The organism is Methylomonas methanica, assembly GCF_001644035.1.
GTDB lineage: Bacteria > Pseudomonadota > Gammaproteobacteria > Methylococcales > Methylomonadaceae > Methylomonas > Methylomonas methanica_A.
Map to the genome: position 1 here is coordinate 1 of NZ_LUUG01000062.1, position 24,472 is coordinate 24,472.

General features: G+C 49.8%; 20 protein-coding genes. 17 read left to right on the forward strand and 3 right to left on the reverse strand.

The window, feature by feature from the left end:
• Together A1332_RS25950 and A1332_RS09450 are read right to left on the reverse strand one after the other, a co-directional pair.
• On the reverse strand, positions 1-186 hold a 186-nt coding region (locus tag A1332_RS25950; protein WP_231890254.1), incomplete at its 3' end, for a hypothetical protein.
• Between the two features lie 289 nt (positions 187-475).
• A complete protein-coding gene (locus A1332_RS09450) occupies positions 476-1,102 on the reverse strand; it encodes a cytochrome b/b6 domain-containing protein (protein ID WP_064008251.1) in 627 nt (208 codons plus the stop codon).
• A gap of 135 nt (positions 1,103-1,237) precedes the next feature.
• On the opposite strand from A1332_RS09450, the gene A1332_RS09455 reads away from it, so the two are divergent.
• From A1332_RS09455 to A1332_RS09535, 17 genes are all read left to right on the forward strand, one after another.
• Positions 1,238-1,903: a response regulator transcription factor gene (locus A1332_RS09455; protein ID WP_064008252.1), complete on the forward strand. Its 666-nt coding sequence runs from the start codon at positions 1,238-1,240 to the stop codon at positions 1,901-1,903.
• Positions 1,900-3,243 carry a sensor histidine kinase gene (locus A1332_RS09460; protein WP_064008253.1) on the forward strand — a complete coding sequence of 448 codons (1,344 nt, stop codon included), beginning with the start codon at positions 1,900-1,902 and terminating at the stop codon, positions 3,241-3,243. Before A1332_RS09455 ends, A1332_RS09460 begins: the two co-directional genes overlap by 4 nt.
• A 35-nt stretch (positions 3,244-3,278) precedes the next feature.
• The gene (argH, locus tag A1332_RS09465; RefSeq protein WP_064008254.1) at positions 3,279-4,670 is read left to right on the forward strand and encodes an argininosuccinate lyase; all 1,392 of its coding nucleotides are present in this window, start codon (positions 3,279-3,281) and stop codon (positions 4,668-4,670) included.
• 60 nt (positions 4,671-4,730) lie between these two features.
• The gene (locus tag A1332_RS09470; protein ID WP_064008255.1) at positions 4,731-5,432 is read left to right on the forward strand and encodes a FimV family protein; all 702 of its coding nucleotides are present in this window, start codon (positions 4,731-4,733) and stop codon (positions 5,430-5,432) included.
• Positions 5,429-6,658, forward strand: a complete 1,230-nt coding sequence (locus tag A1332_RS09475) for a hypothetical protein (protein WP_064008256.1) — start codon at positions 5,429-5,431, stop codon at positions 6,656-6,658. The genes A1332_RS09470 and A1332_RS09475 overlap by 4 nt, the downstream gene beginning before the upstream one ends.
• Before the next feature lie 19 nt (positions 6,659-6,677).
• A complete protein-coding gene (locus A1332_RS09480) occupies positions 6,678-7,214 on the forward strand; it encodes a GTP-binding protein (protein WP_020481942.1) in 537 nt (178 codons plus the stop codon).
• A gap of 5 nt (positions 7,215-7,219) precedes the next feature.
• On the forward strand, positions 7,220-7,876 hold the full coding sequence (locus A1332_RS09485) for a hypothetical protein (protein ID WP_064008257.1): 657 nt from the start codon (positions 7,220-7,222) through the stop codon (positions 7,874-7,876).
• 41 nt (positions 7,877-7,917) lie between these two features.
• Complete coding sequence (locus A1332_RS09490; protein ID WP_020481940.1) at positions 7,918-8,280, forward strand: roadblock/LC7 domain-containing protein; 363 nt, start codon at positions 7,918-7,920, stop codon at positions 8,278-8,280.
• A 27-nt stretch (positions 8,281-8,307) separates the two neighbouring features.
• Positions 8,308-8,784 (forward strand): PAS domain-containing protein, encoded by a 477-nt coding sequence (locus A1332_RS09495; protein WP_064008258.1) that lies wholly within the window; start codon positions 8,308-8,310, stop codon positions 8,782-8,784.
• Positions 8,785-8,796: 12 nt separating this feature from the next.
• Complete coding sequence (locus A1332_RS09500) at positions 8,797-9,543, forward strand: phosphate/phosphite/phosphonate ABC transporter substrate-binding protein (protein ID WP_064008259.1); 747 nt, start codon at positions 8,797-8,799, stop codon at positions 9,541-9,543.
• A 16-nt stretch (positions 9,544-9,559) separates the two neighbouring features.
• Positions 9,560-10,159: a histidine phosphatase family protein gene (locus A1332_RS09505; RefSeq protein WP_064008260.1), complete on the forward strand. Its 600-nt coding sequence runs from the start codon at positions 9,560-9,562 to the stop codon at positions 10,157-10,159.
• Between the two features lie 42 nt (positions 10,160-10,201).
• Positions 10,202-13,000 (forward strand): class I adenylate cyclase, encoded by a 2,799-nt coding sequence (locus A1332_RS09510; RefSeq protein ID WP_064008261.1) that lies wholly within the window; start codon positions 10,202-10,204, stop codon positions 12,998-13,000.
• A gap of 56 nt (positions 13,001-13,056) precedes the next feature.
• Positions 13,057-14,124: a hypothetical protein gene (locus tag A1332_RS09515; protein WP_064008289.1), complete on the forward strand. Its 1,068-nt coding sequence runs from the start codon at positions 13,057-13,059 to the stop codon at positions 14,122-14,124.
• Between the two features lie 385 nt (positions 14,125-14,509).
• On the forward strand, positions 14,510-16,492 hold the full coding sequence (locus A1332_RS09520; RefSeq protein WP_064008262.1) for a TonB-dependent receptor plug domain-containing protein: 1,983 nt from the start codon (positions 14,510-14,512) through the stop codon (positions 16,490-16,492).
• 101 nt (positions 16,493-16,593) lie between these two features.
• Positions 16,594-17,133, forward strand: a complete 540-nt coding sequence (locus A1332_RS09525; RefSeq protein ID WP_197491431.1) for a YfiR family protein — start codon at positions 16,594-16,596, stop codon at positions 17,131-17,133.
• A 13-nt stretch (positions 17,134-17,146) separates the two neighbouring features.
• A complete protein-coding gene (locus A1332_RS09530) occupies positions 17,147-22,252 on the forward strand; it encodes a response regulator (protein WP_064008264.1) in 5,106 nt (1,701 codons plus the stop codon).
• Complete coding sequence (locus A1332_RS09535) at positions 22,245-23,105, forward strand: HDOD domain-containing protein (protein ID WP_082879625.1); 861 nt, start codon at positions 22,245-22,247, stop codon at positions 23,103-23,105. The genes A1332_RS09530 and A1332_RS09535 overlap by 8 nt, the downstream gene beginning before the upstream one ends.
• A gap of 26 nt (positions 23,106-23,131) precedes the next feature.
• On the opposite strand, the gene A1332_RS09540 is transcribed toward A1332_RS09535, so the two are convergent.
• Positions 23,132-24,451 carry a PepSY-associated TM helix domain-containing protein gene (locus A1332_RS09540; RefSeq protein ID WP_064008265.1) on the reverse strand — a complete coding sequence of 440 codons (1,320 nt, stop codon included), beginning with the start codon at positions 24,449-24,451 and terminating at the stop codon, positions 23,132-23,134.
• Between the last annotated feature and the right edge of the window lie 21 nt (positions 24,452-24,472).

The following is a 24,472-nucleotide window of genomic DNA, read 5'->3' on the forward strand; positions in this document are numbered from 1 at the left end:
CCAGATTTGACTATTTCTCCTGATCACGTCTTTGCTGTGACAATCGTCTAATTCTATTTCGATACCGTATACGATTTCGCCGGTGCGATTCATCGCATCAAAATTGCCTAAAGAGCCCCTGATGTTGCTCGCCTCGGCGGCAGAGCCAAGCGCTAGCAATGGCAATAAGAGAGTCATCTTTTTCATTGTGTGTTCCCTATTGATTAGTGGTGTGTAAACTGACCTAAGCTAGCAATGAAACTGGCGGCGTAAGAATTAATTACATCAAAGTAAATTCCCGATTTTAATAAGCCCAAATAATGCCCTATGGGGTTCTAAAAAATCGGGAGTTAAAATAGTTTTGCCGCGCGGCATGTAGTGAGTTGCCTAACTCGAACAGCAGATTTCAGATCGTCAGGCAACTTAAAGTCGGGGATTTATAACAGCGGAAAATAAATTTAAAATTAAATTTGTGTTAAGTTTCACGTTTCTATTGTCATTCCTTTGACTTTTTTCCGGTGAACATTGCCTTAACCAGGCTCTCGCGGTGGAACCTGCTGGAGATAATGACACCGGCTATATGCAGGGCAATTAATACCAGCATAAAATTCGTCGCACCTTCATGAATGTCTTCCCAAAATTCTTCGTCTTGATTTTCCGTTCCTTCTTTGTCGCTATCTTCATCGTCTTCCGCATGGGCGGCGCTGATCAAGGTTATTGTCGCGCGATTGCCGGCCAGCGGACCGCGACCTTCTTCTGTTGCATATACTTTTAAGCCACTGACAGTGACAATCAGCAGTGTAAAGAGCAAAGCAACCACCATCCAACCACCGAGAGGATTGTGGCCGATATAGTGCTTGGCTGAGCCTTCGCGCAGTTCGCGAATATATTGGTAAACAGCGCTGGGCGAACAAACAAAATCGCTAAAACGGGCATGGCGGCTGCCGATTATTCCCCACAGAATGCGGAAGATAATCAGACCAAAAACCGCGTAGCCGGCGTAAATATGCCAAGCGTTTTCTTCCTCGCTGGTGAAATAGGCCACAGTAAAGGCAAGGACCAACGACCAGTGAAAAATACGGATAAAAATGTCCCAGACCGCTATGGTGTTCTGGTTATTCATGTTACTTACCTAGGCATGCTTAGTTGCGGATATGGCTAGTTTAGAAAACCGAGATAAATCCAATCTTAAAAGTTCGGGGTTAAAATAGTTTTCTCCGAGTAACTCTTTGAAACCAACCTTTGTTATGACTCAACTATGCGACTATTGCTGGTAGAAGATGATCCAGGCCTGTCCCGATCCTTAAAAGCCGACCTGGAAAGAGCCGGGTTTGCGGTCGATTTGGCCATGGATGGCGAAAGCGGCGAGTTTTTAGGCATGACTGAATCCTACGATATCGTCATCCTGGATTTAGGTTTGCCGAAAATGCCCGGACTAGAAGTACTGCGACGTTGGCGGCAGGCGGGCAATCATGTGCCGGTCATTGTGCTGACGGCGAGGGACGCCTGGCATGAAAAAGTCGACGGGTTTAAAGTGGGTGCCGACGACTATTTAGGTAAGCCGTTTCATATCGAGGAATTACAGGCACGCATCCAAGCTCTGTTAAAGCGCATGCACGGGATGATGCAACCGCAACTGTGCGGTTGCGGGTTGACCTTGGATGAAGATAGACAAACGGTCAGCGTGGATGGCGCTGAGCATGCCGAGTTGACGGCAATCGAGTTTCGTTTGCTGCGCTATTTCATGCTGCATCCCGGCAAGCTGCTCACCAAAACCCATTTACTTGAGCACGTGTACGAATGCGACGGCGACCCCGCCAGCAACGTTATTGAAGTGTATATCAATCGGTTACGGCGTAAATTGGGTAAGGATCTGATCGCTACCCGGCGTGGGCAAGGCTATATCTTTGGTGAGAAGCCTTGATCTCATTGCGCCAGCGTCTCAATCGTGGCCTGATTATTATCCTGAGCATGGTGTTTGCCGGGCACTGGTTGGCAGCAGATTGGGTGATTCGCTCCGTGGCGGAAAAACAAATGCTGACTCGCTTACAGCACGACGGCGATTCGTTGCTCGATACTTTGAAACTTAACGCGGAAGGACAACTGATCTTCGATAGCTCGCATGCCGGCACCGTATACGGACAGGCGTATTCCGGTCACTATTTCGTTATCCAGGTTGAGGGAAAAGCCTATTATTCAAAATCGCTGCAAGATGTGGTTTTGCCTTTCGCCACGGAGCCGGTCAATACCGCCAGACAATTCCATTTTCCTGATGGGCCGCATCAGCAACCTTTGCTGGTCTTGAGTCGAGGTTTCGAGCGGTTTGGTCATGCAATCACAATTAGTATTGCGGAGGATTTGAGTGATATTGGCCACGATATAGACCACATTCGGCTCGCCTATCTGGTACTGACAGCCATGGTACTGCTGACAGCAATCGCCCTGCAAAGTAACGATGTGCGCAGATCACTGAAACCATTGCAGGCGGCGCGGGATGAATTGGCGGAAATTGCCTATGGCCGTCAGTCACAGATCCAAGCCAGAGTGCCGGCGGAAATCAAACCCTTAGTTGCGGAAGTCAATCGCTTGTTAGTGCTGGTTGAGAGGCGCTTGCATCAATCGCGAACGGCGATTGGCAATTTGGCACATGCGTTAAAAACGCCGTTGGCGATGCTGTTTCGTCTGGCTGAAAATTCGCAACTGGATGACCATCCGGAGCTGCGCAATCAGCTGCAACAGCAAACTCAAGCGATCCATGAGCGCATCGAGCGGGAATTAAAACGCGCCCGTATCTCCGGCAATATGCAAACTGCCAGCGTGTTTAATCCGCAGCAAGAACTCACTGCCTTAGTCATGCTTTTGCAAAATGTTTACGCGGAGAAAAATTTAATGATCCATGTAGATGCTCCCGATCAATTAATCAATTTCGATCGGGAAGACATGCTGGAGCTGACCGGTAACTTGCTGGATAACGCCTGCAAATGGGCTGATAAGCAGGTCGTAGTCTCGGTTGAACATGGAGCCGGCATTACCATTAGTGTCGAAGACGACGGCCCGGGTTGTTCGGTGCAGGATATGCAGCAATTAAGTAAGCGCGGTTTAAGGCTGGACGAAGCGGTGCAGGGACATGGTCTAGGCTTGGCGATTGTGCGTGACATCGCCGTATTTTATGGGGGTACTCTGGAGATTAGCCGCTCCGAACAACTCGGTGGTTTGCTGGTGAGTGTGCAATTCCCAAGGTGGATAGCCGCAGCATCGGTATAATTCCCTTTTCTTTTGTATTTACCGTTTGATTGCTTATGACCACCGTTAACACCGAAAAACTTTCCAGCGCCCGTTTTGCCGAAGCCACCGATGCTTTTGTCGAAGAATTTACCGCTTCCGTCAATTTTGACCGGCGTATGGCCCGGCAAGATATTCAAGGCTCGTTGGCGCATGCGGCGATGCTGTGCAAAATAGGTATTCTGACCGAGCAGGAGCTCGCCGATATTCGCAGCGGGTTAATGCAAATCGGCGGCGAGATCGAACGCGGTGAGTTTGTCTGGTCGATCAAGCAGGAAGACGTGCACATGAACATCGAAGCGCGCTTGACCGATTTGATCGGGATTGCCGGCAAAAAACTGCATACCGGTCGTTCGCGTAATGACCAGGTGGCGACCGATATCAGACTATATTTACGTAGTGAAATTGAAACAATATTGACGCAGTTGCAACGCCTGCAAATCGCTTTATTGGATGTGGCGGAACGCGAAGCCGACACCATCATGCCGGGTTTTACCCATTTGCAAGTCGCTCAGCCCGTGACATTCGGCCATCATCTGATGGCGTGGTTCGAGATGCTGTGCCGGGATAAGGAGCGTCTGCAAGACTGCTGTAAACGCCTTAATGTGATGCCCTTGGGCGCCGCGGCATTGGCCGGCACCAGTTATCCTATCGACCGTTTTATGACCGCCGAATTATTGGGATTTTCCCGGCCGTCGAACAACTCCTTGGATTCGGTTAGCGACCGCGATTTTGCGATTGAGTTTGCGGCGGCCGGCAGTTTAATCATGATGCATTTGTCGAGATTCTCGGAAGAATTGGTGTTGTGGGCCAGCGCGCAATTCAATTTTATCGACATTCCCGATGCGTTTTGCACCGGCTCCTCAATCATGCCCCAAAAGAAAAACCCGGACGTACCGGAACTGGTGCGCGGTAAATCCGGCCGGGTCACCGGGCATTTGGTGTCCTTATTGATGCTGATGAAAAGCCAGCCCTTGGCGTACAACAAAGATAATCAGGAAGACAAGGAACCCTTGTTCGATACCGCCGACACCTTAATCAATTGTCTGCGGGCCTTTGCCGATATGATGCCGCGCATTCAAGCCAAACGCGAAAATATGTATAACGCGGCGAAAAGAGGATTCGCCACCGCTACCGACTTGGCTGATTATTTGGTTCGCAAAGGTATGCCCTTCCGCGATGCCCATGAAGTCGTAGGCCAGGCTGTGCGCCTGGGATTACAAACAGAGCGAGATCTGTCGGAATTATCCCTCACGGAGTTGCAGGGCTTTTCCGGCACGATTACAGCTGACGTTTTCGACATTCTAAAACTGGAAGGTTCGGTCGCTGCCCGCAATCATATCGGCGGTACGGCACCGGCAGCGGTTCGTCAGGCAATATGTGAAGCAAGACAACAAATACCCCACTAAATTCTGGAAATTGGCTTTTTAACTGCTACCCTTCGAGCATCGTTTGATTCGGAGGGTGGCATGCCCCAATACTTTTCCCGACTGTTTGCTGGACCATCGTCTGATGAGCGCCCGCAAGAAACCGACTTTTGGCACGACCGGGAACTCAGCTTATTTAGCTGCCCCAATGACGATGCCGGCCAAGCATTGACCGCCATAGTTTTCAAAATCAGTCGAAATCCCAAAGATCTGTTGACGCATCTGCGACGGATTTATTTTTGTTACGACCGGCGTCTGTCCGAGCAACTCTACGCGGCGCTGTTGGATTTAGTCATCGTTTTGGATGGGAAAGGGAATTCGATTAGTCGCCGTATGATACAAGCTAGTCAGTCGCGACTGCATGGTCAGCAATATCAGGATTTGCTTAAAACTAAGGGACCGGAGCCGGTAGGTAATCGATATTCATTGTTTAGCAAGGGCATATTGGGTACTCGCGAACTGGTCATGTCCAGGCAGCACACAGAAACCCAGCATGATTTTCTGGCGCTAGCCAATGACTTTATCGAATACAGCCAGCTTGAGCAGGCCATGGATGTGTTGGAAACCGGCATCAACCTTCATCATGATCGTCCGGATTTACAACTGGCTTTGTTAGAGCTTTATAAATCCACAAAAAACCGGGAGCGCTTTCAAATCAATCGGCAACGCTTTAGCGACTCTGGCATTGTGCTAGAGGGTGAATGGCTGGAATTGGCAAACTACTTTGAAGGACAGGCATCATGAGCAAGCCGAATAAAACGTCATTTCGAATCGCTCTGCATGGCATGGATAGCCGCACCTGTAAAACCATGGAGATGTATCTGAAGGGGCCTTGCCGAGGGGTTGCCGTCGTGGTTGAGGATGTCGAAGCCGATATTGATATGATCGACGCGGATCACCCAAAAGCCAGGGATATTCTGGATGCCAGAAAAGCTGCCGCACCGGGCCGACCGATAATATTATTGTCCTTACAAAACCTGCAATTGGATAACACCTATTTCATTAAGAAGCCGGTGAATGTCGAACAAATACTGGCGGTGCTCGATAAAATCAAGGCAGTTGCCCAGGCTCGCAAAGCCGTTGCCGAACGCACGAAAATTGCACAAGCAGCACCTAAAACACCCGATTTGCCGGAACCGGCCAAGGTAGAAACGCCGAAAAAAATGACTATGGATGTTTACGTCAATAAGTCTAAAGCGCCAAAACCAGACGACTCCGCTGAACATCATAAAGCCAGCAAACATCAATCGGCGATGCAGTTGAACGAAGGCGGCTTCACCGCGTTTTTGGGAACACTAAGTGATATCGATTTCGACGACGAGGTGCAATTGTTAACAGCGTGTTACGACCCACGGCAGTATTTTTTGGGCTACGTAATGTCGGCATATAAAACGGCTAATTTGCAGTCGCGCGTCTTGCAACTGTGCTCGATTTGGAAACCTTTGACGATTTTTCCGGAAAATCAGGAAATCTGGGTAGATGCCGACGATAAACAAACCCGAGCATTTGCCGGAATGCCATTGGGTAAAGGATCCGTCGGCAAAATGATTTTGACGGCAGTCGATTCTACAACCGCCGTTCAACGCGCCGAGGACAAGTTTCAAGATATGGGCGCTTTTGTCTGGAAATTGGCAATCTGGACATCCAAGGGACGCTTCCCGATAGGCCTGGATATTCAACGGCCGGTCTACTTAGAAAGATGGCCGAATTTTACCCGGCTGGTCATCACGCCGGATGCCTTGCGCATTGCCGCATTGCTGGTTCAGGCACCGAGAACGCCGCTGGAAGTCGCAGGTCTGTTACATGTCAAACCGCAGTATGTATTTGTGTTTATTAGCGCCTGTCAGACGATAGGTATATTGAAACAGAGCGAACGTCAGGTCGATGCGGTCATTGCCGTGGAACAAACCAAGAAGCCTAAAAATGAAGGTTTATTAAGCAAAATTCTCAACAAATTGCGCGGCGCTTAGCAAACGATAAGGAATCTCGATGAGTCAATACAAAATTATTTTCACGGGCCCCGTGGGCGCCGGCAAAACGACTGCAATCAATGCTATTAGCGATGTCCCCCCGGTCAAAACCGATGCGGCCGCCAGTGATATGACCAAAAATCGTAAAGCATCGACGACGGTGGCAATGGACTACGGTGTGATGAATTTGGCGGGCGGCGAAAAAATTCACTTATATGGCACTCCCGGCCAGGAGCGTTTCGATTTCATGTGGGATATTTTAACCAACGGCGGCATCGGCTTAATTTTATTGCTAGACAACACGCGCGCGGACCCTTTTCAGGACATGCGGTTTTTTCTGGACGCGTTCGGTAAGTTTATCAACGATACCAGCGTAGCGATTGGGGTGACGCAAATGGATTTGAGTAGTACGCCCTCAATAGAAGACTACCATGTGCAATTGCAGGGCGTTGGCTTGAAACCGCCGGTTTTTGCGGTGGATGCGCGGGAAAAAAACGATGTCTCGTTGTTAGTTCAAGCCTTGCTATATTCTCTGGATCCCGGTTTGGCGGGGTAAGCGCAATGGAAAGATTTGAATTGATTGATGGGCTGTATCTGTATCCCACTCCTGCCGGCGCTTATTACGCCATATCGTCGCCGGAAACCGATAAGCCTCGACGGTTTTTAATCCGCTTGCTGCAACAGGAGCAAACTCCAGCGCTCAATATCGCGCAGTTGCAAGCATTGATGGAAATCGACGACGAGGACAAGGCCTTGCAATTGCTGTTGTACTGCCAAAAGCTGGGTTGGGTGCAGGGGCTCGATACGCCTCTACAGGCGCCACAGTCTGCGCTCGAGGCAATCTTGCCTGATTTGTTGGGAAAGATTTCCGAAAGCGGCAAAGTATTATTGGCAGACGACCAAGGGTTTTACCTGGCTTGCAGCGGCTTTCCACATGAAGTAGCCGAAGAACTGTCCGCGCTTAGCGCGGAACTGGCGACCGTGCATAAACGCCGTTCCGGATTACTGATAAACAATATGGGCATATCCAGCCATGCCTGGGCCATTGTCGATCCTTTCGGTAACAGTCAAATCGGCTTTTGGCCGATGTTCGTCGGTAAGCACCGTTTCGTGTTGGCGATTACCGGCGTACCGCATTTTAACCAGGCCGAGTTTGTAACCTTGGCCTGGGCTTTAATTACCCGTTATTTAACAAAAGCCGCTGATGCTGCCAATTAAGCGCATCCCAACATCACTCAATAGTTAAGAGGAATTACATTATGAAAGCAGACATGCTGACGTCGGTTTTAACCGAGCTGAACGGTACTTCGGCGGATATAGAAGCCTCCGGCGTGATTTCCACCGACGGTTTGATGATGGCGTCGGTGTTACCTGCCGGCATGGACGAAGACCGGGTCGGCGCAATGAGTGCGGCGATGTTGTCCTTGGGCGATAGAACCGCTCAAGAATTAAATCGCGGCAATTTGGAACAAGTGTTGATCAAAGGTGCCAGGGGCTACGTGTTGATGACCTATGCCGGTAACGAAGCCGTACTTACGGTACTGGCCAAACCCAACGCCAAACTCGGACTCATCTTCCTTGACGTGAAGCGCGCGGCGGAGAGTATTTCCGAAATGCTGTAAACCCTAACCGGCAACCCGGAGTAAATCATGATCGTTGATATGAAACCCGAAGACATCGTTGGCGAGTACCAGGAAGCAACGCTTACCTATTGCGATGGCAAATCCAGAAAAGTGTTGTACACCGGGCTTGAAACGCCATACCCCGACGGCAAGTTGATTGTTTCCACGACTACGCCGGACGGTATCATCAGCCACGTCAATCGCGCATTCGTTGAAATGTCGGGCTATACCGAAACAGAGTTACTCGGCGCGCCGCATTGCATCCTCAGGCATCCGGACATGCCGGCTGCCGCTTTTAAAGACTTATGGGATACGGTGCTACGCGGTGAAAAATGGCAAGGATTCGTCAAAAATTTACGTAAGGATGGCGGTTATTATTGGGTAAAAGCGACGGTCATTCCCAATGTGCGCGGTGGTAAGGTGGTTGGTTTTACTTCGGTGCGCCGCAAACCCTCGCGCAGTAACGTCGATGAATGCATCGCGCTGTATCCGACACTTATTTAATTGGGGAGCCTCATGTCTTACATGTTTACAGTTAGCCCGGATTTTGCCCCAGACCGTCTGTCGGGTTGGTATATCTTCAACACTTGGTTGCAAAAGCAGAGCGCCGAAGCCATCCATTTGGAAATGTACAATCATTATCACGATCTGCACCAGGCCATTGCAGCCGATAAGATCGATTTGATTTACGCCAACCCCTTCGATGCGGCCATGCTGGTCAGAGAGAAAGGTTTTTTGCCCCTGGTACGCGCCAAGGGCGAATCCGATGAAGCCATCATCGCCGTTAACGCCGACAGCAATATCAACGATGTAGCCGACTTAAAGCCGAATACTCGTGTGGCATTCACCGACGATCCGGATGTGCGCCTGATGGGGATGATCATGTTGGAGCCCGCTGATTTGCATGCCGGCAATATCATCCCTCTGTTATCGGACAATCATGTTTTGGTGGCCAAACATCTGCTGAAAGGCGAGGCGGATGTAGGCATCATTCTGGCGGAGGCATACGACAATCTGTCCGGTATGCTAAAAAAGCAATTGCGGATATTGGTACGCAGTCAAATTAGCGTCATCTACCATTCTCTGATGATAGGTCCGAGATTGCAGAGTCGCCGCGACGACTTCCAAAAAATATTACTGGAGATGGATAGGGATGAAAAAGGTGGCGGAGTGCTGAACGCCTTAGGCTTCAGTGCATGGCAACGGATCGAGGACGAAGAAATGGAGTTCATGATCGATTTGATGGATACCTTGAACACCTGATGCCGACCTAATCCCGATGAATCAGCCGACCATAATAGATTTTCTGCGACACGGCGAAGCCCGTGGCGGCTCTTATTATCGCGGTGTGACAGACGATCCGCTTACCGAACGCGGGTGGCGGCAAATGTATAGCCAATGCGGGGAAGGGCAGTGGGATACGGTGATCAGTTCGCCGCTGAGGCGCTGCCGATCCTTTGCTGCCGCCTGGTGCGAACAACAGCAATTGGAGTTACTGATCGAACCGGCATGGTGTGAAATCGATTTCGGTGCTTGGGAAGGCCAAACCGCCGAGCAAATTTCCAGCCGGTGGCCCGACGCGCTATCATCATTTTATAAAGACCCGGTGAAATTTACCCCGCCTGGTGCCGAAAGCTACCAAACATTCGCCGCCCGAGTAAGGCAAGGCTGGGAGCACTTATTGGCTGCGCACGCCGGGCGCCGGGTGCTGGTTGTTACTCATGCCGGCGTGATCAGAGTGCTATTTGCAGAAGCCTTCAAACTGCCGGTTACCCAAAGTTTTCATATCGATTTGCCGCACGCCTGTTTGACCCGTTTTACCAGCTTCGACGACGATAATGGGCGCTTCGTCCAGCTTAACTTTCACAAGCCGAGTTGATTCTTCTATACTGACCTCACACTTGATTTAGGCGCGGCAACTTTGACCAATCGATTTCTACCCATCCATTTAGGCGCGCCGGGCGAAGAGATCAGCAAAAAAGATCTATATGCGGTCGCCCAACGTTTCAAGCACTTCAACCAGTTGCGTTTGCAACATGTACAAAGTTTTCTGCAGCCGCGCCAGCAAGATTTCCTGAAGCTGCTGCCTTTACTGTTTCATCAAAACCATCCCTTGTTACCCGGATTCGTATCGTTGGAAGGCCCGGCCGGTATTCCAGATTACACCCCCAATAAGCAAACCACCGATGTGGCCAAGCAGTTTTCCAAAGGCTTTGTCTACAAGCGCAAGGCCTTAAGACATTACCCCATTCAGGCTATTTTTTTAATGGGTAGCGTCGGTAGTATGGCGTTTTCAAAAAATAGCGATATCGATATTTGGCTTTGTCATTCATCTACTTTGGCACCAGATGAATTAAACGAATTGCGGCAAAAAGCCCAGGAAGTGGAAAAATGGGCGGCGACCTTAAAAATCGAGACGCATTTTTTTCTGGTCGATGCCACGCAGTTTTTGCGCGGCGAAAATACGCCGATCTCCAAAGAGAGCAGCGGCGAAACCCAACATTATTTGTTGTTGGAAGAGTTTTACCGTACCTCGATATACATTGCCGGGCGGGTGCCGGTCTGGTGGTTGGTACCGCCGCAACAGGAAAAATACTATAAGCAATATGTTGCGCATTTGCTGGAGAACCGGTTCGTCTCGGAAACGGACGTTGTCGATTTCGGCGGACTGCAAGATATGCCGATGGCGGAATTCGTCAGCGCTACGCTCTGGCATATATATAAGTCCTTGACCTCCCCGCATAAGTCCTTGTTGAAGTTGCTGCTGATGGAAAGCTATGCCAGTGAATTTCCCGAACCGCAGTGGCTGTGTTTGTCATTAAAACAGGCGGTATATCAAGGCGATTTCAGTGTCGAAAGCCTGGATCCTTACTTATTGATGTACCGCAAAGTGGATGACTATCTGCGTCAGGCGCAGTCCAAGCGGCGTTTGAACCTGATTCGGGAATGTTTCTACATGAAAATCATGGCCGCTTCCGAAAATCTCACGGAAAACAGGGTGCGGTTGCAACGTGAAGATTATCTACACAGCGTGGCAAACCAATGGCAATGGCCGGACGATTTGTTGGACAATTTGGCCAGTCAAAAATTTTGGGATATCAAGAAAGCCAGCGTTGAGCATGTGGTGATTCGCGATCAACTGCAACAATGCCTGCGGATGATTTTAAAGTTTTCCGGTTTGCCTTTGGATCAGGCACAACGCGAAAACAGAGACTTGAAATTGATTGGCCGGAAATTGCGGGCGACGCTGGATTTACGCCCCGACAAAATTGAAGTGCTAACAACCCGAACCACTGTCCATGCCAAACCCGATCTGCTGGTCGTTGTCGAAGTCCTCGCTGACGACGCGCCGCCGCGCTGGTGTTTATATGACGATAGAATAGCGTCACAGAAAGCCTCCCCGGAAAGCGCTATTAAATCCGGCGAAAGCTTGCTCGAAGTTTTGTGCTGGGCGGTGGTAAACGGCTTATATAAAAAATCGCTCAATCTTCAACTGGTTACCCCCAGTCTTAAAATTGCCAATAATGATTTGTATCAATTGTTTAATGAGTTGAATGCGTTTCTAAGCCGTTATTTGCCCGGCAGGGAGAACGATCTGGAAATTTACGGTGAGCCTAATCGCATCTCGTCGTCATTGTTGCTGATTAATCTGGGCGAAAGTTTGGCCATTGACGCGAACAATCAGCAATTAGTGATGAGCGAACGTTCAGACCCCTTAAGTTACGGTGACAGCCGCCAGTGCTTTGTGCAAAGTATCCAACGCTTATCCGTGTCAAGTTGGGGCGAGGCCAGCTTGCAACGCTATATCGGCATAGAGGGTGTTTTTAACTGCCTCGTCGATGTGTTCAATAACAGCGCTGCGCCTTTATCCGCCGATAAACTCCAGGCCTTGTGTTACAACCCGGTGCGCGGCAGAAGCATCATCTTGCGCATCGAAGCCTTGTTCGGCAATTTGCTGAAGTTTTTCGCATCCGGCCGGGATGGCTTGCAGCGCTATATTGTGGCAGCCGAGACGGGTTATGGTTTGTTCCAACTTAGAAACGGCAGCCTGGGCTATTATCGGCTGGACACCCAAAACCAACTGCTGCATGAATTAGCCAAACCCAATCCGCAATTTTCCGCAGTATTTTTTGATGCCTACGTAATGGATCAAACCTATATTCCGTCTTTATATGCGCAGAATTTGGCGGATGTGATTCAGGTTTTTTATCACGCAACTAGTAAACATGTGGGTGTTTACGTACTCGATGAAAAAGGCGCATTGTTCGTCCATCAACACAGCAATGCCAATCCCGAGCACGTCGTCACCCACTACTCGGTGTTTTTGGAAACCCTGCTGGCGCGCGCGCAATTGCCGGATGGCTTGAGTGTCAAATTTTATGAAATTCAGCGAAACTCGGCGGGAGTGCTGTCTTGTCAGGCCGTGCCGGTCAAACTAGGCGGCAGTGTCATGGATCTAAGAGTCCGGATAGCGACTGAGGAAAACGGCGCTATCGCGATCTACTGTAACGAACACAAGTTTTCCGTCACCAACGCCGACAGCTTTAAACCGATTCGCGCCCACATACTGGGTTATCGGAAAAACCACGACGACTATCCGTTTCACATTACTGAAATAGACGTGCCTTGTCGTCTGTTGGGCACAGACCGAAATGAACAATTACAGGCCGCCCATTTCCTAAACTACAAACAAAAAATAGAAGACAAACTAAATATTTAATATTCCAGGCCGGCAGCCGATATTTAGCTCAAATCAGTCGAGCTATGGGGGTTGCCATGATTATCCAGAATTCCGCCGTCCACCTGCAAAGCCAACATCAAGCGCAACAGATTAGCCAACGCAGCGAATCGTTGCGGGTCTGGATCGATAAGCCGGAAGATAATCTCGATAAAGTGCGAAAGCACCGTTCCCAAACGGCACGCGAGGCAATTCAAGATAGCCTTGATCTAAGCCAATCGGCGCAAACGTCCGCGACCGCAACCCAAACCCTGGATACCGATACATCACTTAGTTCCAAAGATAATCTGTTGCTGCAAATCATTCGACGCATGGTCAAAGAGATCACCGGCCGGGATTTTGAATTATTCGCACCGGAGCAACTAAAGGCGCAAGCCGATTCAGTGACTATTCAGGCGCCGGAGCAAGCACCGGCAACACCCGCCCCGGAGCGTGAAGGGTATGGGCTGGTATATCAAAAATCCGAGTCTTATTTCGAAAGCGAAACGACCAGTTTTAGCGCCGAAGGCAGTATTACCACCAAGGATGGGCAAACGCTGAGTTTTTCGGTGTCCTTGTCCATGAGCCGCAGCTTTTACACCGAATCCAATCTGAGTATCCGCGCGGGCGATGCGGTGAAAACCGATCCATTGGTCATCAATTTCGACGGCACTGCCGCGGAACTAAGCGGAACCCGGTTTCAATTCGATATCGATGCCGATGGTAGTTTGGATCAAATTTCCGGCTTGAAAGCCGGCAGCGGTATGTTGGCATTGGACAAAAACCAGGATGGTCTCATTAACGACGGTTCGGAATTGTTCGGTCCGAGAAGCGGTAACGGCTTTGCGGATTTAGCGGCTTACGACGACGATAAAAATCAGTTTATCGATGCCGGCGATGCCATCTACAAGCAACTGCGAATCTGGCAACGTCATGATGACGGTTCGCAGCAATTATTGGCACTGGGCGATAAACATGTCGGCGCGATTTACTTAGGTCATTTGACTACGCCGTTTCAATTGAAAGATACGGCCAATCAAGCATTGGGAGAAATCGCGAGTAGCGGCATCTATTTAACTGAACAAGGCAAAGCCGGCAGCGTACAGCAGCTTAATTTCCTGGCCTGAATCAAAGATTCCACGTAATTTTCCGCCGGCTGAGTCGGCGCAATTTTTCCGGCTTGGCTGGGCACGGATGCCGGCGTATGCCACGCCTGCCTCATCATCTGTCCGAATTCAATAATTGAACTAGACTTGCCCATAGCTTAAGCGAATATCGAAACAGTCATTACACGCTAATTTTTATGCTTAACCCGGCCCTCAAATATTGCCGTTCCGCCGAATCCTAATTGGATTCTCGTCGTGGTCTATACGGCTCCCCAATCTGTGGGAATGTCCGTCGCTGTTGATTAAAGGCCGGTTGATAGTCAAAACCACCTATCGGAATCTAACCATTCTGAATTATTGGTTAATAGACATTGGATTACTAAAAGCGCTGCTCATATGCCCCCCTATGAAAAAATATATTGCCGGATTTTTATTGTTGACTAGTCACCCCTGCGCCTTGCAGGCCGCATCTGAAGACGTACTTGAGCTAAATGTAGAAGATTTGCTAAATGTTGAAGTCACTTCAGTTTCCAAGAAAGCGCAAGCCTTAAACGATTCCGCGGCTGCTATATTTGTGATTACTCACGATGACATCAAACGCACCGGTGCGACCAGCATCCCGGAAGCGTTACGGATGGCGCCGGGTTTGGATGTGGCAAGAATAGACTCAAATAAATGGGCGGTGAGCGCGCGCGGCTTTAACAGTCGATTTGCCAATAAGCTATTGGTGTTAATCGATGGCCGCAATACTTATACCCGTTCCTTTTCCGGCGTTTATTGGGAAAACCAGGATGTAATGCTGGAAGATGTGGAAAGAATAGAGGTGATCAGAGGACCAGGAGCAACGCTTTGGGGTGCGAACGCGGTCAATGGTGTTATCAACATCATCACCAAGCATTCCTCAAAAACCGAAGGCGGCTTGCTGACAGGAGGCGGCGGTACCGAGGAGCAAGGCTTTGGGGCTTTACGCTATGGTGCGCAGTTAGGCGAAGATACCACTGGAAGGGCTTACGTTAAAGGCTTCAAACGCGACGAGAACACCAACGCCCTTGGCGCCGGCGCCGGCGACGATTGGGACAAAGCCCAAGGCGGTTTTCGAATAGATTCCAATTTGACATTAAAAGACGAACTAAAACTACAAGGCGACTTGTATCACAGCCATCTCAATCAAACGATAACGATTCCGCAGATTGCAGCTCCATATACCGATACTTTTCGCGACAAAGCTGAAACGTACGGTGGCAATATTCTTGGCCGTTGGCAACACACTGTTTCAACCAGCTCGGATTATTCCCTACAACTCTATTACGATTACTACCGGCGCAACGAGGCTTGGTTCAGCGAGGGCAGGAATACCCTGGACTTGGATTTTCAGCACCGATTTAGCTTGCTTGATAACAACGAAGTCATCTGGGGCTTCGGTTATCAGTACACCCACGACGACACGCGCGCAGGCAGATTGCTGAGCCTGAGCCCTACAAGTCGTAACGATCAATTATTCAGCACCTTCGTGCAGGATGAAATGGAGTTGATCGATCAAAAATTGTGGTTAACCTTAGGCACCAAACTCGAACATAACGACTACAGCGGATTTGAGGGGCAACCTACCGCACGCTTAATGTGGACACCTCATTCTCAACATCGTATATGGGGAGCGGTGTCACGGGCGGTGCGGACACCGTCACGCGCCGAGCACAATATGACCTTACTGCAAACAGTGGTGCCGCCTTCCGCGTTGAACCCGTTCCCAACCGAGGTGAATTTGCAAGGAACCCGTAATTTTCGCACGGAGGATGTGATTGCTTACGAACTGGGTTATCGAACGACGTTTATAAAATCGTTGTCGATCGATATTACCGGATTTTATAACGATTACAAAAACTTGCGTTATCCAACCCCAGTTGCTTATTACTTCGACCCCACGCGCTTCGTCGTGGTACAGCCGGTACCCTTGGGCAACGACTATAAAGCCAAGACCTATGGATTTGAGGTAGCCACCGTTTGGCAAATGCTGGATTGGTGGCGTTGGGATGCCAATTACAGTTTATTGAAAACCGATATGCAAGATACATCGCCCCCATTCGGCACTAGTCCGCAACAGCGGGTGAGCCTACGCAGTGCATTATCGGTAAGCAAGGACTTGGATTTTGATTTGTGGTTAAAGTATGTTGACGAAAATACCAGTGCGACAGTCTATGGTATGAACCACATTAAGAATTACGTGACGATGGATGCTCGCCTGGCTTGGCGGCCGGTTCATGAGGTGGAGTTGTCATTAGTAGGGCAAAATTTGTTTACATCAAGCCATTTGGAATATCAACAAGAAAATATGGTTATGCCAACATTAATCGATCGTGGTATGTACGGTAAAGTCAGTTGGAGTTTTTGAATCATTTAAATTAGTAGGTATACATAAATCTTGATGCCGGCTGAATAATATTTTGCAAACCAATCTAATAAGTTTGAATGTTACCTTGCCGCACGAATAACATGGAAAAGCTGATTCGATATTTAGCGGTTTCGGTATGTTTAGTTACTGCGCCTATAGCTATTGCCGCACCACAGGCAATGGAACAATATACGGTGTTGGCCGCACTAACGTTAAACTTTGCCAGATTCACCCAATGGCCGGAGCAGACATTTGCAGAATCGGGCGATTCGTTGAATGTATGTTTGGTAGGCGATAATGTTGTGCAGCAATCCTTTGAGTCTATCAACGGCAAAAATGTTGGAGTTAGGACGATTAAAATTATCTACGCCGACCGATTGCGTAATTTAACGCAATGTCATGTGTTATTTATCAGTGAATTAGCGAAAAACTTACTGTTACAAGTTTTTATCGATATAAAATCACACCCTGTTTTGACTATGGGGGAAGATCAAGAATTTCTGGATTCAGGCGGTTTGGTAAGCATGATTAATAAGGACGGTAAGATTCAGCTATACGTTAATTTAGCCGCGGCGAAGGCTGCGCGGTTGAATATAAGCTCAAATCTGCTGCGGCTTGCAAAAATTGTCGGCGATAATTAGGAGAGATAATCGCATGTTTAAATGGTTTAATAATGCGCCTATCAAGATCAAGTTAGTATTTATTATGACTTTGATTGCCATGTTGACGCTATTTTCGGCAAGCACTGCGATTGTTGTGAATGAATATTATGCTAAAAAGAACGATACCGAGCAGCAATTGATATTGATCGCCAATATTATTGCCTCGAATATCTCGGCGGCACTGGTTTTTGACGATACAGTGTCGGCTAATACTATGCTGAATAGCCTGAAAACCCGGGATAGTATATTAAATGCCGAGTTATACGATAAACAAGGCAAGTTATTTGCCGACTATCACTCGCAAAAACTCGGTGTTAGTCATTGGGATGCGGAAAAAGCTTCCGCGCTTTTAAGCGATGCGCAATCTATTCCTAGCTCTGAAGGCATATTTGATGTTTTAGGCGAAGTTTTAGCTAGCTGGTATGACCGCCTGTTTCCTTATACCAATAATATCGTCGGTAAAGCCGGAGAAAAAAACGTATTCAAATACGATGAGGAAAACAATCTGCATTTTGTCCGTTCGATAGAACTGGATGGCGATGTGGTGGGTGTATTGCATTTGGTGGATGACCAAAGCGGTTTCTACGCCATATTAAAAGCTTTTTATTCGACTATGGGTTTGATCGTGGTGTTTACCATGATCTTAATCGGTATTTTGACCACCAAATTGCAGCAAATATTTTTGGCGCCCTTACTTAAACTGATGGACGCGATGCAATCGGTGGGGCATGAGAAGAGTTTTTCGCATCGAATTAACAAGACCAGCAACGATGAATTCGGCGATCTAGCCGATGTGTACAATGCCATGCTTGCCGAAATCCAGTTTCGAGACGATCAGCTGGCCATGCACCGCAATTCTCTTGAGCAGCAGGTTGTCGAACGTACCCAGCAATTGGAAGAAAAAAATCAAGAACTGAGTATCAGCATCGCCGAAGCACTATCCGCTAAAGAGCAAGCCGAACAAGCCAGTAAAGCCAAGTCGCAATTTTTGGCAACCATGAGCCACGAGATAAGAACGCCAATGAACGGCGTGTTGGGCATGACCGAGTTATTAATGTCGTCCGGTTTGGACGACAGGCAACGCCGCTTTGCCGATACCGCCTATCGTTCCGCTAATTCGCTATTGAGCATCATCAATAATATTCTCGATTTTTCCAAAATCGAAGCCGGCAAATTACAGTTGATCGTTCAGGAATTCGATCTGCGCCGCTTACTGGAAGACACCGTGGAAATGATGGCGGAACAAGCCCACCGTAAAGGCCTGGAATTGATACTGAATCTTCCGCACCAAATGCACTTCATTGTGCAAGGGGATGCGGAAAGATTAAGGCAAGTGCTGGTTAACCTGCTGAGCAATGCCATCAAATTTACCGAACAAGGCGATGTGCAGCTTAAGGTGAGCTTTCCGGAAAATTCGGCCCGAGATAAAGTCAGCTTATTATTCGAAGTAATCGACACCGGCATAGGTGTTGCCGCTGAGCGTCAGGCGGAAATCTTCGATAGCTTTACGCAGTCCGACGGCAGCATCACCCGGCGCTATGGCGGTACCGGTTTAGGTTTGACCATTTCCAAGCAATTAGTCGAATTAATGGGCGGCAGCCTGGGGCTGGAAAGTAATATCGGTCGAGGCTCCCGGTTTTACTTTGACTTGGAATTTGGTTTAGGCATCCAGACCAACATCGAACGTGCCGATACCAGTGCTTTGGAAGGTCTGCACATCCTGGTAGTGGATGACAATGCGATAAACCGCGACATACTCCACGATCAGGTTTCGCTGTGGGGCGCCCATGTCACGACTGTCGATAGCGGCCCCAGGGCGCTGAAAATATTGGTCGAGGCGGCTACTTTAAATAATCCGTTTCAAGTAGCGCTGCTGGATTGGCATTTGCCGGTTATGGACGGCTTGACCCTGGCTAAGGCCATTCAACGCGACCAGCGTATTCCCAAACTGCCTTTGATCATGCTCAGCTCAGAAAATGTCAGCATTAAAACCGGTCTAACCCACGAATACGGTATCAGCTTTTATTTGAACAAGCCGGTTTTCCAACAACGTCTGCTGAATTGTTTGCTGGAAATCGCCACGTTCGCACCCGTGGAACAAGGGGCTTCTTCCGCCATCACTGCCGAACAAATCAGGCTATCAGGGCGCATTTTGGTGGCGGAAGATAACTTGGTAAATCAGGAAGTGGTGAAAAGCTTTCTGGAAAGCATGGGGTGCGTTGCGGATGTGGTGAATAACGGACAGGAAGCGCTGCAAGCCGCTTGTCGGCGTCGTTACGACTTGATATTGATGGATTGTCATATGCCGGTTATGGACGGTTTTTCGGCAACCGCCAAAATTCGCGAGCATGAGCAAGCCACGGCCTCGACCAGAATTCCAATTATCGCCTTAACCGCCGATGTGCAAAAAGGCATACACGACCAATGTGAAATGGTCGGCATGGATGGCTATTTGAGCAAACCGTTCAGCAAGGAACAGCTGCGCCAACTTTTGGTAAATTGGCTGCCAAACTTAGCGGATACGGCAGTAAACCCAGCTCCGCTCCCACATCCGGATACGGTATCTCCGGGCGACACCACCCCCGGCCCGATTTGCCAGGCCGATCTAGCTCAGCTTAGGGATATTTACGATGCCAATGGGGTAAGTTTATTAAACAAAGCCGTAGCGCTCTATCTGCAAACCGCTCCGGAAACAGCGGAAAAACTTAGGCAAGCCGCTGCCGATGGGCAAGCGGATTTGTTAGCCGATATGGCTCATGCCCTAAAGTCGTCCAGCGCCAATCTGGGGGCCAAGGAGCTATCTAAAACCTGCCTAATGCTGGAAACCGCCGGTCGCCAAGCCGATCTCGAGGAAGTTCCGGCGCTGCTGGCGGTATTCGAGACGCAATTGGCGGCGGCTTTAGCGGAGTTGCGCGCTATTGCCAACACAGCGCTGCCCGATATAGGGCAGGCCAGCACCGACAATCGAATAGCCGACCTGTCGCTGGAAGCCAAGCGAATTTTACTGATAGACGACGATCCGAATTTCAGATTGATTACCGGCGAGCAGTTAAAAGCCTCGGGCTTCGACGTCGTGGAGGCGGAGAGCGGAGAAGCGGCACTGGAGCTGTTGGCAGCGGCAATTCCCGATCTGGTCATAGTCGATGCGATTATGCCCGGTATCGACGGTTTTGAAACCTGCCGGCGCATGTCGGCCAATCCTGCCATGACCGACGTGCCCATCATTATGTCTACCGGTCTGGAAGACATTGAATCGATAAATCGGGCATTTAAGGTAGGCGCTACCGACTTTATTATCAAACCGCTTAATCATGTGGTGTTAATCCATCACATCCGTTTTCTGCTGCGTTCCAGCCACGACACCGCTGAACTACGCAATAGTAAGCAGCAACTTTCCGCCGCGCAACGCATCGCGGGCTTGGGCTATTGGACCTGGGATCCGAAGCAGGATAAATTCGAGATTTCGCCATTTTTAGCGGAAATGTGCCAAATGCCTGCCGACTATTTCCGGGGCGAACTGAGCAACTATCTGAATTTGATAGAGGCGGCGGACCGCAAGATAGTGCAGACCTTGATCGAAGCGGCTGCCCAGGGCGAACAAGTAGAGTATGTCGAGTACAGGTTGCGGCCGGATCTGGAAACCCCAATCAGCGTCCGTCAGGATACCGCCTTGATCAGCAGCGGCCAGCTGAGTTTCGTCACCGGTACGGTTCAGGATATTTCCAAGCAAAAGCAATCGGAACAAATCATCCACCAGTTGGCGTATTTCGATGAGTTGACCGGTCTGGCCAGCCGCGTTCATTATCACAAACGGATTCAGCAAACCATCAAGGCCTCGGCGCGCGGCAAACTTGAGTTTGCGTTTTTATTCCTGGACCTGGACGAGTTCAAGTATGTCAACGACAGCTTCGGGCACAACATCGGCGACCAGTTCCTGAAAGCCATAGCGCAACGCATTCAAAGCGTGGTTCGCGAAGAGGATTTTGCCGCCCGATTGGGCGGCGACGAATTTTGTATTATCGCCAGCAGCATTACCGACGAATTTCAGGCCATGGAAATTGCCGAACGTTGTTTGCAGGAAATCAACCGGCCTTTAATTCTCGACACGCACCATTTAAAACCCCGCGTCAGTATCGGTATTGCTATTTATCCAAAGGATGGCGAGAACGAACACGATCTAATGAAAGCCGCCGATACCGCCATGTACTCAGCCAAAAGCGCAGGCAAACAGCGCTACGCTTACTATCGGCCGGAGATGACGGGGTTAGCGATTAAGCGGATGCAAGACGAGCAAACCTTACGGGATGCGCTGGAATATCAACAGCTTGAACTGTATTACCAGCCGCAGGTAAGTATGTTGGACGGGCGGATGATAGGTATCGAAGCTTTGGTGCGCTGGCGCCATCCGTTGCGCGGATTGCTGGGGCCCAGCGAGTTTATTCCTTTGGCCGAGGCCTTGGGTTTGATCGGTAAAATTAGCGACTGGGCTATTCAACTGGCCTGCGAGCAATTAATCGCCTGGCAAAAACAAGGGCTGCCGCTACTCACCACGGCTGTCAACGTGTCGGCCAGTCATTTCCGCGATCCGCAATTTCCGTTCACCTTGCGGGAAATTCTCAAACATACACAATTGCCGGCTCACTATTTGCAAATCGAAGTCACGGAAAGTGCCATGCAAACCGCGGCGGACTTGGAGATTTTTAAAAAACTGAAGGCGATGGGGGTGAAAATCGCGATAGACGATTTCGGTACCGGCTTTTCGTCGCTGGCTTCGCTGAAGCAGTTGCCGGTGGATTGTTTGAAAATCGACCGCACCTTTGTTCAGGATGTGTTGTTCAACCCGCAAACCCCAATTCTGCTCGGTACGATTATCGGCATGGCCAACGCGATGGATTTCTCGCTGGTGGCGGAAGGCGTCGAGACGATAGAGCAGGCCATGGTGATGAGCGGTTTGGGTTGTCAGGTGGTTCAAGGCTATTTGTTTAGCCAACCTTTGACCGCAGCAGAATTGCCGGCAATGTTTGACAAAGATTTCCGGCTGGAATTTATTCAGGCAAAACAAGCCGCTAACGACAGACAAGTAAACGATTATGACTGATCTTGAATTGCCGGAACGGTTCGCGGACATTAAGCGGCTACCTTCTTTGCCGCATGATGTTCATCAAGTCGTCAAAGCCTTGTCCGACGATAATCTGGATTATGCCCGGTTAGCGAAGATTCTGGCGGGGCACGCAACGATCACATCCCGACTGATTGCCTTGGCCAATTCGGCCTGGTTTAACAACTCCAGCGAGCCGGTGACGTCGCTGGAAAGAACCTGTTTAAAACTGGGTTTGAATATTGTCCGGGGCGTCGGTATCGGTCTGGCAGTGATGAAGCCGTTTAATGTCAGGGAGTGCCGAAGTTTCGATATTAAACGCTATTGGATTAGTACCATGCTGGTCGCGCACGCTGCTCGTGCGCTAGCAGACGAGCTTGTGGCAGAGCGGGGTAACGAGCAATTGGCGCAAACCGTGCACACCGGCGGCATACTGCACAACATCGGCTTGCTGTGCATGGCCGACATCATGCCCGAGGAAACCCACCAAGCCCTGCGTTTTAAACTAGCCAATCCCGAATTGGATTTGAATCAGGCCTTACGCAAAGTGCTGCATACCGATTATTGCGAAGTAGGCGCGCATCTGACTATTTCCTGGGGCATACCCGAAGCGTTGGTGGCGATTATTCGTTACCATCGTAATCCGGTGTATGAAGGCAGCTATTGGCGACACGCGGCTTTGGTCGGCGCTGCGGCGCAAATGGTGGGTAGTGTTTTCGACAATAAAGACACATGGCCGGTTGCGGCCTTCGAGAAACTGGCCATCAGCCCGGCTTGTCAGACCGAGATATTTGCCGACCTGCAAACCCAATATTTAAAAACCCAGGAACTAGCAAAAGTGCTATTTCGTTAATCGTCTCAGAAACACGCCTCACATAACTACTTTAGTCGTTTTATCCGTCTGATTCGACCATACATCTTTTGCAAAACGCTGTTTACAGCAGGTATCGCCACCTTAAATATAGCCCTGGCCGCGCATTCTGACGCCGTTATGCAAGCAGCTATTGCCGCTGCTGTTGCCCGTTTCAGGTCTACTTTTCGATCCGCGACAAATCCATGCCGGTACAACCAATGAATTAAGCCACTCAAAAAGAGGAGGGCCGGCGTCAATCCCACAAAAAACCACAGCAAGCGACCGCTTTCGCCAAAGGCTTCTCCGGTATGGAGCGGCCAAAGCCAGGTAGTAAACGTTTGTCCGGCCGAGAATTTGCTGGGGTTTTGCACATCGCGAATCTGCCCGCTCCAGCGGTCCACCCAGACCGTAGTGAACGGATGGTGTTGATTGATCTCGTTAAGTTGGCGCAAATTGATCCGATACGTACCCAGCTCGCCGACCGGTGTGGTAATACGCCGGACTTCCGAGCTGGGAAACGGCCCGCGCGCCACTAAGATTGCTTCCGACAGACTGGTCGGCCGATCATTGGGTATTGCTGTGCTGCGCACATTGGGGCCGGCGTCACCATGTCCCATGCCGGACGCGGCGGTCAGGTTTTCCAGCAGAGTAGGGTAAGCCAGATGAAAACCGGTAAAGGCTAGCAAGATTAAAAATCCCGAACTGGCTACTCCCAGTAGCCGGTGCGAATCAAACAATAGCCGCATCAAGCCAGTGTTTGGACTTACCGAAAAGGCGCGGGGCAACGCTCGCCAGCCTGGCCACCACAAGTACAAGCCACTAAATACCGACAACATCAATAAACCGCCCAAAACCGCTAGCGCATTCCGGCCAAAGCCGTCCAATTGCAATTGGGTGTGCAGATCCAATAACCAGGTAGTTAGCGTATGTCCCCATAGCCGGCTGTCGACAACCTGGCCGGTGTAAGGGTTGACGGAAACCATCAACGGCGCATAAAAAGCGTCCACGCTTTCCTTAGGCTTTTCAAACCACGCGGTGATCATGCCGTCCGGCGTACGCGGCATCTCCAAGGTCCAGGCACCGTGCCGATCCGGATGGGCCACGCGCACCGCAGCGACGATCTTGTCAGGAGACAAAGCAGGGGTTTGGGGGGCATCGACGCGTAATTGCGGGTTGAACAAGCTATCCAATTCTTCCCGGTAAATACTCAAACTGCCGGTCAAGCCTATCAGCGCAAATATCAACCCCAGACTCAGCGCCAGATAAACATGGCACAAGCGCCACCATTTGCGGGCATTGAGGATAAAGCGCGGGCGGACAATCAGCGGGTAATGGGTCTCTGGCATTTGGTTAACAATTGGCGTTTT